The organism is Bradyrhizobium sp. R2.2-H, assembly GCF_004346455.1.
Lineage (GTDB): Bacteria > Pseudomonadota > Alphaproteobacteria > Rhizobiales > Xanthobacteraceae > Bradyrhizobium > Bradyrhizobium diversitatis.
This window is the reverse complement of record NZ_SMBR01000002.1, coordinates 470,178-482,917: the sequence shown is the minus strand read 5'-3', so window position 1 is coordinate 482,917 and position 12,740 is coordinate 470,178. Positions and strand designations below refer to the sequence as shown.

11 protein-coding genes are annotated in these 12,740 nt (G+C 65.6%); 8 read left to right on the top strand and 3 right to left on the bottom strand.

Translation table 11 applies throughout. The features are described from left to right. Positions 1-76: 76 nt before the first annotated feature. The 4 genes from EDE08_RS06405 (at position 77) to EDE08_RS06385 (ending at position 3,552) form a co-directional block, all read left to right on the top strand. A complete protein-coding gene (locus EDE08_RS06405) occupies positions 77-901 on the top strand; it encodes an enoyl-CoA hydratase (RefSeq protein WP_131868126.1) in 825 nt (274 codons plus the stop codon). Between the two features lie 101 nt (positions 902-1,002). Then, positions 1,003-1,587 (top strand): CoA-binding protein, encoded by a 585-nt coding sequence (locus EDE08_RS06400; protein ID WP_131868125.1) that lies wholly within the window; start codon positions 1,003-1,005, stop codon positions 1,585-1,587. A 138-nt stretch (positions 1,588-1,725) separates the two neighbouring features. Continuing rightward, positions 1,726-3,006 carry an O-acetylhomoserine aminocarboxypropyltransferase gene (locus EDE08_RS06395; protein WP_131868124.1) on the top strand — a complete coding sequence of 427 codons (1,281 nt, stop codon included), beginning with the start codon at positions 1,726-1,728 and terminating at the stop codon, positions 3,004-3,006. Between the two features lie 201 nt (positions 3,007-3,207). After that, positions 3,208-3,552, top strand: coding sequence for a hypothetical protein (locus EDE08_RS06385; protein WP_131868123.1), 345 nt, complete (start codon positions 3,208-3,210; stop codon positions 3,550-3,552). Positions 3,553-3,559: 7 nt separating this feature from the next. Here the strand turns inward: EDE08_RS06385 and EDE08_RS06380 are convergent, their stop codons facing one another. After that, positions 3,560-4,642, bottom strand: a complete 1,083-nt coding sequence (locus EDE08_RS06380) for a COX15/CtaA family protein (RefSeq protein ID WP_131868122.1) — start codon at positions 4,640-4,642, stop codon at positions 3,560-3,562. 93 nt (positions 4,643-4,735) lie between these two features. Between EDE08_RS06380 and EDE08_RS06375 the strand changes: the two genes are divergently transcribed. Then, positions 4,736-4,957 (top strand): DUF2842 domain-containing protein, encoded by a 222-nt coding sequence (locus EDE08_RS06375; RefSeq protein WP_061877803.1) that lies wholly within the window; start codon positions 4,736-4,738, stop codon positions 4,955-4,957. Here EDE08_RS06375 and EDE08_RS06370 read toward each other — a convergent pair. Then, positions 4,954-6,000, bottom strand: coding sequence for a polysaccharide deacetylase family protein (locus tag EDE08_RS06370; protein ID WP_131868121.1), 1,047 nt, complete (start codon positions 5,998-6,000; stop codon positions 4,954-4,956). The genes EDE08_RS06375 and EDE08_RS06370 overlap by 4 nt on opposite strands. A gap of 129 nt (positions 6,001-6,129) precedes the next feature. Between EDE08_RS06370 and EDE08_RS06365 the strand changes: the two genes are divergently transcribed. Beyond that, positions 6,130-7,311 (top strand): GNAT family N-acetyltransferase, encoded by a 1,182-nt coding sequence (locus EDE08_RS06365; RefSeq protein ID WP_131868120.1) that lies wholly within the window; start codon positions 6,130-6,132, stop codon positions 7,309-7,311. Between the two features lie 61 nt (positions 7,312-7,372). Here the strand turns inward: EDE08_RS06365 and EDE08_RS06360 are convergent, their stop codons facing one another. After that, positions 7,373-9,670, bottom strand: coding sequence for a GumC family protein (locus EDE08_RS06360; protein WP_131868119.1), 2,298 nt, complete (start codon positions 9,668-9,670; stop codon positions 7,373-7,375). Between the two features lie 200 nt (positions 9,671-9,870). Between EDE08_RS06360 and EDE08_RS06355 the strand changes: the two genes are divergently transcribed. Both EDE08_RS06355 and EDE08_RS06350 read left to right on the top strand, forming a co-directional pair. Then, positions 9,871-11,004 (top strand): glycosyltransferase family 4 protein, encoded by a 1,134-nt coding sequence (locus EDE08_RS06355; protein WP_131868118.1) that lies wholly within the window; start codon positions 9,871-9,873, stop codon positions 11,002-11,004. Positions 11,005-11,122: 118 nt separating this feature from the next. Beyond that, positions 11,123-12,673 carry an undecaprenyl-phosphate glucose phosphotransferase gene (locus EDE08_RS06350; RefSeq protein WP_131868117.1) on the top strand — a complete coding sequence of 517 codons (1,551 nt, stop codon included), beginning with the start codon at positions 11,123-11,125 and terminating at the stop codon, positions 12,671-12,673. Positions 12,674-12,740: the final 67 nt, after the last annotated feature.

The following is a 12,740-nucleotide window of genomic DNA, read 5'->3' as shown; positions in this document are numbered from 1 at the left end:
CACCCTCGCTTCATGTCCCCTGTTACATTAAGTTATCTGCGTCATCCAAATGCAATAATCTAACGGAAACGCTTCGATGTCCGGCCAGGCAGCCCGCGCTCCCTCCCCGCAACCGCCGATCCTGCTGCGCGAGACCGCGGGCCCCATCGCCGTCCTCACATTGAACCGGCCAGTCGCGCGCAACAGCCTGTCGGCCGCGATGATCGCCACCCTGCATGCCGAGCTCGACGAGATCCGCGACGACAAGGCCGTCCGCGGCGTAGTGATCGCGGCCAATGGTCCCGCGTTCTCCGCTGGCCACGACATGAAGGAGCTCACCGCACGCCGCACCGATCCGGATCGCGGCCGCGCCTTCTTCGCCGAGATGATGAACGCCTGTAGTGCGATGATGCAGGCGATCGTGCACCTGCCGAAGCCGGTGGTCGCCGCCGTCCAGGGCATCGCGACCGCGGCCGGCTGCCAGCTCGTCGCGAGCTGCGATCTCGCGATCGCCTCCGAGGTGGCGAGCTTTGCGACGCCCGGCGTCGACATCGGCCTGTTCTGCTCGACGCCGATGGTGGCGCTGTCACGCAACGTGCCGCGCAAGCAGGCGATGGAGATGCTGCTGACGGGCGAGCCGATTCCCGCCGTGCGTGCCCGCGAGATCGGGCTCGTCAATCGCGTCGTTCCCGCCGGCACCGAGCGCGAGGCCGCGATTGCGCTGGCGCAGAAGGTTGCGTTGAAATCCGCCTACACGATCAAGCTCGGCAAGGAGGCGTTCTACCGCCAGGCCGAGATGAGCCTTGCGGACGCCTATCGCTATGCGGCAGAGGTGATGACCGAGAACATGATGGCGCGCGACGCCGAGGAAGGCATCGGCGCGTTCATCGAGAAGCGCACGCCGACATGGCGGGATGAGTGACCCCGTCATTGCGAGCGCAGCGGAAGCAATCCAGAACCTCTCCGCGGTGACAGTCTGGATTGCTTCGCTGCGCTCGCAATGACAACGAGAAAAGACGAGCGATGAACCACGACGCCTATCCCGACAATTACATCCGCGGCATCCTCAACAGCGTGAAATCGATCGCGATGGTCGGCGCCTCGCCGGTCAACGTGCGGCCTAGCTATTTCGCGTTCAAATATCTGGCGCAGCGCGGCTACGACATGATCCCGATCAACCCCGGCCATGTCGGCAAGGAGCTGCTCGGAAAGCCGTTCGTCGCCTCGCTCTCCGACCTCGGCCGTCCCGTCGACATGATCGACATCTTTCGCAATTCCAGACACATCATGCCTGTCATCGAAGAGGCGCTCACGCTCGATCCGCTGCCGAAAGTGATCTGGATGCAACTCGGCGCGCGCGACGATGCCGCGGCGGCAAAGGCGGAGTCGGTCGGCATCAAGGTGGTCATGAACCGCTGCCCGAAGATCGAGTATGGCCGGCTGTCGTCCGAAATCTCCTGGATGGGCGTGAATTCGCGCACGCTCAGCTCGAAGCGGGCGCCGGCACCGACGCAGGGCATGCGGCTATCCCTCAATCGGACGAGTGTCGGCGGCGGCGATACCGCAGCATCGGACCGCGCCGCGAAAAACAAGAGCGAACAGAGCTGACGCACTTGCGAAGGATTTCTTTCGCGAACGCGACAATGCGCAGCACGATCATTCCGATGTGAAGCCGCGCCTTGACGGCAGGCGCGGCGCCGATCAGCATGCCGCGCGATTTCAGACCACGAGAAACAGGACGCCCAAATGAGCGATCGCCTTCCGGGATTTTCGACTCTTGCCGTGCATGCCGGTGCGCAGCCCGACCCCACCACCGGTGCGCGCGCAACGCCGATCTATCAGACGACGTCCTTCGTCTTCAACGACGCCGACCATGCCGCCTCGCTGTTCGGGCTGCAGGCGTTCGGCAACATCTATACCCGCATCGGCAATCCGACCAATGCCGTGCTCGAAGAGCGCGTCGCCGCGCTTGAAGGCGGCACGGCCGCGCTTGCAGTGGCCTCGGGCCATGCAGCGCAGGTCGTGGTGTTGCAGCAATTGCTGCAGCCCGGCGACGAGTTCATCGCCGCGCGAAAGCTCTATGGCGGCTCGATCAACCAGTTCACGCACGCCTTCAAGAGTTTCGGCTGGAATGTGGTATGGGCCGATCCCGACGACATCGCGAGCTTCGAGCGCGCGGTGACGCCGCGCACGAAAGCCATCTTCATCGAGTCCATCGCCAACCCCGCCGGCAGCATCACCGACATCGAGGCGATCTCGACGGTCGCACGCAAGGCGGGCGTACCGCTGATCGTCGACAACACGCTGGCCTCGCCCTATTTGATCCGCCCGATCGACCATGGCGCCGACATCGTCGTGCACTCGCTGACGAAATTCCTGGGCGGCCACGGCAATTCGCTCGGCGGGATCATCGTCGATGCCGGCACCTTCGACTGGTCCACGGGCGGCAAATACCCCATGCTGTCGGAGCCGCGGCCGGAATATCACGGTATCCGCCTGCAGGAGACCTTCGGCAATTTCGCCTTCGCGATCGCCTGCCGCGTGCTCGGCCTGCGCGACCTCGGACCGGCACTGTCGCCCTTCAACGCATTCATGATCCTCACGGGAATCGAGACGCTGCCGCTGCGCATGCAGAGGCACTGCGACAACGCCAAGGCGGTTGCCGAATTTCTTGCCGGCCACCCCGCGGTGGCCTCGGTCAGCTATGCCGGCCTTCCGAGCGACAAGTACAACCAGCTCGCCCGCAAATATGCGCCGAAGGGCGCCGGCGCGGTGTTCACCTTCAGCTTGAAGGGCGGCTATGACGCCGGTGTCAGCCTGGTGTCGAAGCTGCAGCTGTTCTCGCACCTGGCCAATGTCGGCGACACCCGCTCGCTGGTGATCCATCCGGCCTCGACCACGCACAGCCAGCTCGACGACGCCGCCAAAGTGAAGTCCGGCGCCGGCCCCGACGTGGTGCGGCTCTCGGTCGGCATCGAAGACAAGGAAGACCTGATCGCGGATCTGGAACAGGCGCTGGGGGCTTGAACTTGGGGTCGTTCCGGGGCGGTGCAAAGCACCGAACCCGGAACCTCGAGATTCTCAGGTGCGCAATTGCGCACCATAGTTCGGTGCTTCGCACCGCCCCGGAATGACGGCGGCCGTCTTGGCTGCCGTCAGTTAACAGTCATTAACCACATCTGCCCCATACATCGTCTTTGGATCGCCCCTTTTGATTCGGAGCCGACGATGCTGCGCTGGATGGTACCTGCCCTGGCGGCGATGCTGACGGTTTCCAGCACGCTCGCCGCTGATCTGCCGGCGGCGCCGAAGCGGCGCGCCGCCGTGCCGCCGCAGGATCCGGCGCAGGTCTATGTCGAAACCGATCCGGATGCGCTGATCTCGCCGGCCTATGGCATCGGCAGCTACATCCGCAACCTGCCGGGTACGCCGCTGCTGCCGGGCTCCCACGCGCTGCCGGGCTATTACGGCCGCCCATGGAGCTACGATTATCAGGGCGCGTATTACGGCGGGAAGCAGGTCGATTATTTCTGGCGCCTGCCCTACGCGTGCGGCGTTTACGGCTATTGCTGATCTCCGATCAGCCGGGCTGACCGACCGGAACCGCGCGCGGCTGGGCCTGCGCTGATTGCCGCGGCGCCAGCCGTTCGACCTGCATCACCGCAAGCGTCAACACCACGATCGCAACCGCCTGGTGGGCGAGCGCGAGATCGATCGGCACCTGGTTGAGCAGCGTGAGGATGCCGAGCACAGCCTGCAGGCTCACGGCCGCAAACAGCCACAGCGCACCGCTCGCCGCCGACCCTGCGCGCGAGCGCACCGCGTCGATTGCGTGCAGCGCCGCCAGCGCGACCACCAGATAGGCGGTCATGCGGTGCTCGAACTGCACGGTCAGCACGTTGTCGAACATGTTGCGCCACCACGGCGTCTCGAACCACAACCGCTCCGCCGACGGGATGAACGCGCCGTCGATCTGCGGCCAGGTGTTGTAGACGCGCCCGGCGCGCAGGCCGGCGACCAGCGCGCCGAAATAGATCTGCACGAAGGTCACGACGAGAAGCAGCGCGCTCGTGAGCCGCAGCCGTGCCGGCGCCGAGATCTGGGGCCGCTCCTTGAGCCGCCGCACCGTCCAGACGATCCCGGCGAAGATCAGAAGCGCGAGCACCAGATGTGTCGCCAGCCGATATTGCGAGACCTCGACCCGCCCGGTCAGGCCCGAGGCGACCATCCACCAGCCGACCGCACCCTGCAGACCGCCGAGCGCGAACAGCAGCCACAGCCGCCGCTTCAACTCGCCCGACAGGCCGCCGCGCCAAAGGAAAAACAGGAACGGCAAGAGATAAGCGATACCGATGAAACGCCCGAGCAGCCGGTGGCTCCACTCCCACCAGAAGATCTCCTTGAACTCGGACAGGCTCATCCCGGCGTTGAGCTCGCGATATTGCGGGATCTTCTTGTAGGCCTCGAACGCCTCGGCCCACGCCGCTTCCGACAGCGGCGGAACACTGCCCGTGACCGGTTTCCATTCGACGATCGAGAGCCCGGATTCCGTCAGCCGCGTCGCGCCACCGACCAGCACCATCAGTGCGATCAGCGCGGCCACTGCGATCAGCCACCAGCGCACGGCGCGATGCGGTTCGGACGGGGTGGAAATCGTCGTCATTCGGAGCAAAAACCAGGCTTGAACCGGACTGCGTGCCCCTTATAGTCCCCCGCTCTCTCAGTGCAAGTTACGCGAAAGCAGCAAGCTCCCGCCATGACGATCCGCACCCGCAAGTTCCTCGGCGCCATCCTGCTCCTGGTGCTGGCCACCGTCTGGTCCCTGCTCGGCATGGCGGCCGCGCAGATGCCGTGGATCGCCGAGTCCGGCTGGCGGCAGGCGATCTACTATGTCGTGGTCGGCATGGGCTGGGTGCTGCCCGCGATGCCGATCGTCAGCTGGATGCAGCGGCCCGACCGCGTCAAGTCCACGCGTTAAGTCCGGCCCATCACGCTGCCAGTCGGTTTCACCGGCGCAAAGGCGACACCCGACGCCAGCACGCGCATCATCCGCAGCGAACGCACTCGTCCGTCCCAGGAAATCCGCGGCAGCGCGCGCAGATTGGTGCGCCCCTCCGCGTCCACGATGCCCGGGATCGTCGACACAGCGCTGGCAAATCCGGCCTCCTCCGCCATCACGACGTGGCTGCGCCGAAACGAAGAGCGATCGCCGAACGGGAAAGCGAAATGCCTGATTTCGCGCCCAAAAGCCGCTTCCGCGACGGCCTTGCCCATCGTCATCTCGCGCAGCGCGGCGGCATCCTTCATGTTGGCGAGAACGGGATAGTCGACGGTCGCGCTGCCGATCGTCACGAGCGGATCGGCAGCCAGCTTCGCCAGGTCCTCCCAACCCATCGACGCCTCGCGCGAGAGCGTGGCGAGGTCGACCCTGTAGCGCGTGCAGAGATCGGCAATCGCGGCCGACAGTTCCGCTGGCGGCAACGAGCGCAGCCAGCTCTCCAGATACGAAAACAGCGCCCGCTTCTCGGCATTGTCGGCGACGGTGAAACGCTGCTCCCGGTCGCCCATCATCAGGCTGATCCGGCTCTCGCGCGCGATCACCTGTTCGAGACCGAGCCACCAGGCTTCGCCGACGCCGTCGGGAAAGGCGGTGGGCACGTAGATCGTGAAGGGTACGGCATGGCGCGTCAGCACCGGATAGGCGAAGTTGATGAAGTCCCTGGGCGCACCATCGAAGGTCAGCGCCACGAAACGACGCTTCTCCGGCAGCGTCACGGCGCGCCGGCAGACCTCGTCCATGCCGAGGAAATCGTACCTCCACCGCTTCAGCGCACGAATCGCGCGGTCGAGAAATTGCGGCGTGATCTCGTTCGCGCGCAGCGGCTGAAATCCGCGCCGCCGCGGCCGCACATGCGCAAAGCGCAGGATGACGCCGGCACCGCGACTGTGCAGCATGGCCCGGCCAGTGAACCAGGCCAATTCAAGGCGCAGCCGTTCCAGCCAACTGTCGTCGGATGCCAAATTCCCGCCCTTCGCGCTCGCCGGCGCCCGTTCCCCTCTCCCATCGTCATTACCCTTTGTTGACCTTTGTTTGCAAAGGTCGGCCACAGGCCGAAATACGTATTTTAGATTTCTCGACAGGTTTCGCGAATGACCATGGCTGCGGCGATGCAAAGCCGGACGGCAGAAGCGCCAGCGCGGTCGAGAGCGAGCCGTATCGCGCAGGTCGATATCGTCACCGATCTCGCCGAGGCCGGGGCGAGCTGGCGTGCCTTCGAGGCGAACGGCCATCTCTTCACGCCCTACCAACGCTTCGACCTGCTCAGCCCGTGGCAACGCCTGGTGGGCGCCCATGAAGGCGCGCGGCCGTTCATCGTGATCGCCCGCGACGCCGAGCGCCGCCCGCTGCTGCTACTGCCGCTCTCGCACCGCCAAAGCCACGGCGTGCGCACGGCCTGCTTCATGGGCGGCAAGCACACGACCTTCAACATGGGCCTGTGGAACGCCGAGTTCGCGGCACAGGCCGCCATCGCCGATCTCGACGCACTGCTTGCGCCGCTGCGAGAGCATCTCGACGTGCTCGTGCTGACGCAGCAGCCGCAGCGCTGGCACGACCAGCAGAACCCGTTTGCGCTACTGCCGCGACAGAGCGCGATCAACGGCTGTCCGCGGCTGGTGATGGAGCCTGGCGGCCCGCCGGCATCGCGGATCAGCAACTCGCTCCGCCGCCGCCTCAAGAGCAAGGAAAAGAAGCTTCAGTCGCTCGCCGGCTATCGCTATCACCTGGCAACGTCGGACGCGGACATCAGCCGGCTGCTCGACTGGTTCTTCCGCGTCAAGCCGGTGCGGATGGCGGAACAGAAGCTCCCGAACGTCTTCGCAGAGCCCGGCGTCGAACAGTTCGTCCGCAGCGCCTGCCTTGCGCCGCGCAGCGAAGGCCGTGTCATCGACATCCATGCGCTGGAATGCGACGAGGAGGTGATCGCGATCTTCGCCGGCGTCGCCGACGGCGAGCGCTTCTCGATGATGTTCAACACCTACACGATGTCCGAGCACGCCCGCTACAGCCCGGGCCTGATCCTGATGCGCTACATCATCGATCGCTGTGCCGAACACGGCTACCGCTCGCTCGACCTCGGCATCGGCTCGGACGAGTACAAGCGAATGTTCTGCAAGGACGACGAGGAGATCTTCGACAGCTTCGTGCCCCTGACCTCCCGCGGCAAGCTCGCGGCGATGGCGATGTCCTCACTCAGCCACGGCAAGCGGCTGGTGAAGCAGAATCAGATGCTGTTCGACATGGCCCGGCGGCTGCGGCAGGCGTTCGGGTAAGCCCTCTCCGCGAACGTCGATATCGTAGATTCCGAGTGCGCGGAGAGAGAGAGCGAAAAGCCTACGCAGCCACCACGCGCGGCGCTTCCATCGCATCCGACGGCTGCACCGGCTTGCTCAGCATCGTCACCTCGCTGAAGCCGACCTCCCTCAGCTGCTCGCACATCAGCGTGCGGGCATCAGGTGCCATCGACGCATCGGGCACCACGACGGCGCGGGCATGCGCCGTCAGCAGTTCGGCCGGAAGATCGGAGGCGCTGCCGGCATCGATGAGCACGTGGTCGTAGGCGCGCAGCAGCGCGTCGATCGCGAGCGCCACGCGCGGCGATTGCAGCAGGCTGCGGTCGAAGCCGGGACGGCCGGCCATGACCAGATGCAGCCGCGAGAGCTTGTCGCGGGTGATGACTTGCGCGAACGAGGCCTCACCCTGCATCAGTTCGGCCAGGCCCGGCGCCGAAGCATCGACGGACACCGCGGCGATCGTCGGCGAGGACGCGGCGAGATCGACGACGACGACGCGGGCATCGCGCGCCAGGTGCCGGGCGAGCGTCAACGTCGACAGCGTGATGGCTTCGCCGGGCGCAGTGCCGAGCACCGTGACCTTCTTCGCCGCCGCGCCCGCGGCACGCAGGCGGTCGGCGAGCTGCTCGATCTCGGCGAACTCGGTCACAGCGGCATCGGCCGGGATCTCCGGCTGAAGCGGCGCCGGCTCTTCCGTGACGGGTTCGACGACCGGCTCCATCACCACTTCTTGCCGAGCCACCGCCGGCTCCCGCCGAACCGCTGCCGGCGCGAACACGGCTGCCGCGCGCGGCGCGGTCTGGCGCAACAGCTCACCGGTGACGACGACACCGGACGAAAGCAGCAGCGTCGCGATGGTCGCGATCAGCACGATCGGCAGCTTCTTGGGATAGGCCGGCGTGTTCGAGACGATGGCGCGCGAGATGATGCGGCCGTCCGTCGGCGCGGTATCGATGGTCTCGCGGGTATTGGCTTCGCGGTACTTGGCCAGATAGGTCTCGAGCAGGTCGCGCTGCGCCTTGGCTTCGCGCTCCAGGGCGCGGAGCTGGACGTCCTGGCCGTTGGTCGAGGCCGCCTGCTTCTTGAGCTGCTCGAGGCTCACGGTCAGGCCATCGACCCGGCCGCTGGCGATCCGGGCGTCGTTTTCGAGCGAGCGCGAGATCTTGGCCGCTTCGTCGCGGATTTGATTGTCTAGGTCGCCAAGCTGCGCCTTCAGCTCCTTGATCCGTGGGTGATTGCCGAGCAGCGTGGACGACTGTTCGGCGAGCTGCGCGCGCAGCGTCACCCTCTGCTCCGACAGCCGGCGCATCAATTCGGAGTTCACGACCTCGGACGCCTCGATCGGCTTGCCGCTCTGGAGCATCTCCTTGATCAGCCGCGCCTTGGATTCCGCATCCGCCTTCATCGAGCGCGCATTGTTGAGCTGGGTGTTCACCTCGCCCATCTGCTGGTTGGACAGCGTGGTGTTGTTGGTCCCGACGAACAGGCTCGACTTGGAGCGGAAGTCCTCGACCCTGGCCTCGGCCTCCGAGACCTTCTTGCGCAGGCTCTCGATCTCGCCGGCCAGCCACTGGCTGGCGTTCTTGGCCTGCTCCTGGCGCACGCTCTGCTGGAGCACGAGATAGCCGTCGGCGATCGAATTGGCGACGCGGGCGGCAAGCTCGGAATCGGCGGACTGGAATTCGATCACGATCACGCGCGACTTGTCGACCGCGTAGGCCTGGAGGCGTTCGTAGTAAGCATCGAGCACGCGCTCTTCCGGCGTCATCGAGAACGGATCGCGGGCGATACCGATGAGCGCGGCAAGCGACTTCAGAGGCGAGACGCCTTGCAGCACCGGGTCGAATTCGGGGCGTTCCGCAAGCTTGTTCTTCTTGATGATCTCGCGCGCGAGATCGCGCGACAACACCAGCTGCACCTGGCTGGTGACCGCCTCGGCGTCGAGCGCCTGTCGCTCCTCGGTGCGGTCGCTGTTCGGGCGCAGGAACACGTTCTCGCGGCCGTCGATCAGGATGCGGGCTTCAGACTTGTAGCGCGGCGTGACGAGATTGACGACAGCAAGGGACGCAACGAGCGCCAGCACCGTCGGCACGATGATCCAGCTGCGCTTGCGCGCCAATGCCGCTCCAAGCGCGCGCAGGTCGATGTCGCCGGATTCGACTTGTGCCGGCTTCGTGACGACGGGCGCAGGGCCCGCTTCAACCTCGGCTTCGATCTTGGGCTCGATCTTGGGCTCGATCTTGGCCTCGACCTTGGGCGCAGGCTTGGGTCTGGACTTCGAGACTGCCCGCTCGATCACCGCCTTGGCCTTGCTGTCACGCCAGAACGCTAAACGCATCGAACACTCCCGCAGGGCAACGCTGCGACTCTACCTCAACCGAGGCGATTACACTCCATTAAGGTTGCCGCTGGGTTAATCGCGACGGACGGCGGCCGGCCACGCGCGCTCGTCACCGTTTGTTAACCACGAGGACCCTTAATCCCTCACGATTATTTCGTGAGAATTGTTCGGCAGTCGCCGGCGAGCTGGTTTCTAACATGTCCCCTTCTCCCGACCGGCCACTTCGCATCCTGCACGCCGTGCGTGCTCCGGTCGGGGGTATCTTCCGCCACATCCTCGACGTCGCCAACGGCCAGGTCGACCGCGGCCATCATGTCGGCATTCTCGCCGACAGCCTCACCGGCGGGGAGCGAGCGGACAAGGCGCTTGCCGAGCTCGCGCCTCGGCTGAAGCTCGGCGTGCACCGGCTCGCGATCCGCCGCGAGCCGTCGCCCGACGATGTCCTGGTATGGCTTCGCATGCGGCGCCTGATCGCCACGCTCAAGCCCGATGTGATGCACGGCCACGGCGCCAAGGCCGGCGCCTTCATCCGCATGCGGCGGCGCTCCGACGACACCATCCGCATCTACACCCCGCATGGCGGTTCGCTGCACTATCCCCTCAACACCTTCAAGGGCGAGTTCTACGCACGGCTCGAGCGCGCGCTGATGGATTCGACCGACCTGTTCCTGTTCGAGAGCGCATTTGCCCGCGACACCTATCAACGCATCGTCGGCACGCCCAAGGGCGTGGTGCGTTGCGTCTTCAATGGCGTCACCCCCGAGGAGTTCGAGCCTGTCGTAACGGCCGACGATGCCACCGACCTCGCTTATGTCGGCGAGTTCAGGCACATCAAGGGCGCGGATCTGCTGGTCGATGCCGTAGCGCAGCTGCATGCGGGCGGCAGGAAGGTCACGCTGACGCTCGGCGGCGACGGCGAGGAAACGGCGACGCTGAAAGCGCAGGTCGAGAGGCTCGGCCTCTCCAACGCCATCCGCTTCATCGGCCACGTCAAGCCGCGCTACGGCTTCTCCAAGGGGCGGCTGCTGGTCGTCCCCTCGCGCGGCGATTCCATGCCTTACGTCGTGATCGAGGCGGGTGCCGCCGGTATTCCGATGATCGCATCCCGCATCGGCGGCATTCCCGAGATCTTCGGCGCCGACAGCCCCGCTTTGTTTGCACCGAGCAATCCCGAGGCCATGGCGGAGGCGATCGCCGCAGCGCTGGACGATCCGCAAACGACCGCGCAGCGCGCGGCGTCCTTGCGCGAGCGCATCTCGGCACATTTCTCGCAAGCCGCGATGGTCGAGGGCGTGCTCGCCGGCTATCGCGACGCATTTACCGAACACTAACCATTCTTAAGTCCCGCTTTAGAGAATCTTCCGATTTGTTCGATAGTCCAAGGTCCAGGGGACGCTCGCCCGGGCGCTCAACGCCGTGCCGCGGGCTTTGGAATGGACGTGGACGCCCGTGGAACCGCTCAACGCACGCTCGATGCTCGACGCCGCGACCAGCGCTGCGGCGAAGCCCGCTGACCAATCTTTCGTCGAGCGCCGTCGCCGGCTCTCGCCGGCAGCGCTCGAAGTCGTCAACCAGAAGGTCTCCCGCGCCTATTCGCCGGTCGTGATCACCGGTTTCGTCCGTCTGGCCGATTTCGTGCTGCTGAGCCTCGTCGGCATTGCGCTCTATGTCGGCTATGTCATGCCGCTCTCCGGCGCCTTCAGCTGGATCTATCCCGCCGAGGTCGTCGCCGTCGCGGTCGCCGCCGTGGTCTGCTTCCAGGCCGCCGACATCTACCAGGTGCAGCTGTTCCGTGGTCAGCTCCGGCAGATGACCCGGATGATCTCGTCCTGGTCCTTCGTCTTCCTGCTGTTCATCGGCATCTCCTTCTTCGCCAAGTACGGCAGCGAAATCTCGCGGCTCTGGCTTGCCGCCTTCTACTTCCTCGGACTCGCCGCGCTGATTGCCGAGCGTCTGGTGCTGCGCGCGCTGGTGCGTGGCTGGGCGCGCCAGGGCCGGCTCGACCGCCGGACCATCATCGTCGGCTCCGACAGCAACGGCGAGCAGCTGGTCGAGGCGCTGAAGGCGCAGGAAGACTCCGACATCCACGTGCTCGGCGTGTTCGACGACCGCAACGACAGCCGCGCGCTCGACACCTGCGCCGGTGCGCGCAAGCTCGGCAAGGTCGACGACATCGTCGAGTTCGCCCGCCGCACCCGCGTCGACCTCGTTCTGTTCGCGCTGCCGATCTCGGCGGAAACGCGCATCCTGGAGATGCTGAAGAAGCTCTGGGTGCTGCCGGTCGACATTCGCCTGTCCGCGCACACCAACAAGCTGCGCTTCCGTCCCCGCTCCTATTCCTATCTCGGCGAGGTGCCGACGCTGGACGTGTTCGAGGCGCCGATCACCGACTGGGATCTGGTGATGAAGTGGCTGTTCGACCGTCTCGTCGGCAGCCTCGCGCTGCTCGCAGCGCTGCCGGTGATGGGACTGGTGGCGCTGGCGGTGAAGCTCGACAGCCCCGGCCCGGTGCTTTTCCGCCAGAAGCGTTTCGGCTTCAACAACGAGCGCATCGACGTCTACAAATTCCGCTCGATGTACCACCATCAGGCCGATCCGACCGCTTCGAAGGTCGTGACCAAGAACGATCCGCGCGTCACCCGCGTCGGCCGCTTCATCCGCAAGACCAGCCTCGACGAGCTGCCGCAGCTCTTCAACGTGGTGTTTTCAGGCAATCTCTCGCTGGTCGGCCCGCGGCCGCATGCGGTGCAGGGCAAGCTCCAGAGCCGCCTGTTCGACGAAGCCGTCGACGGCTATTTCGCCCGTCACCGCGTCAAGCCGGGCATCACCGGCTGGGCCCAGATCAACGGCTGGCGCGGCGAGATCGACAACGAAGAGAAGATCCAGAAGCGCGTCGAGTTCGACCTGTACTACATCGAGAACTGGTCGGTGCTGTTCGACCTCTACATCCTCCTGAAGACGCCGATCTCGCTGCTGACCAAGAACGAGAACGCGTATTGAGTTTCCGTCATGCCCCGCCTTGTGCGCAATTGCACACTGGGGCGGGGCATCCAGTACGCCGCGGCGC

What these genes read in the sequence shown, in the direction of transcription:
- EDE08_RS06405 (WP_131868126.1), top strand. Translation starts at nt 77, where the DNA reads ATGTCCGGCCAGGCAGCCCGCGCTCCCTCCCCGCAACCGCCGATCCTG.
- EDE08_RS06400 (WP_131868125.1), top strand. Translation starts at nt 1,003, where the DNA reads ATGAACCACGACGCCTATCCCGACAATTACATCCGCGGCATCCTCAAC.
- EDE08_RS06395 (WP_131868124.1), top strand. Translation starts at nt 1,726, where the DNA reads ATGAGCGATCGCCTTCCGGGATTTTCGACTCTTGCCGTGCATGCCGGT.
- EDE08_RS06385 (WP_131868123.1), top strand. Translation starts at nt 3,208, where the DNA reads ATGCTGCGCTGGATGGTACCTGCCCTGGCGGCGATGCTGACGGTTTCC.
- EDE08_RS06380 (WP_131868122.1), bottom strand. Translation starts at nt 4,642, where the DNA reads ATGACGACGATTTCCACCCCGTCCGAACCGCATCGCGCCGTGCGCTGG.
- EDE08_RS06375 (WP_061877803.1), top strand. Translation starts at nt 4,736, where the DNA reads ATGACGATCCGCACCCGCAAGTTCCTCGGCGCCATCCTGCTCCTGGTG.
- EDE08_RS06365 (WP_131868120.1), top strand. Translation starts at nt 6,130, where the DNA reads ATGACCATGGCTGCGGCGATGCAAAGCCGGACGGCAGAAGCGCCAGCG.
- EDE08_RS06360 (WP_131868119.1), bottom strand. Translation starts at nt 9,670, where the DNA reads ATGCGTTTAGCGTTCTGGCGTGACAGCAAGGCCAAGGCGGTGATCGAG.
- EDE08_RS06355 (WP_131868118.1), top strand. Translation starts at nt 9,871, where the DNA reads ATGTCCCCTTCTCCCGACCGGCCACTTCGCATCCTGCACGCCGTGCGT.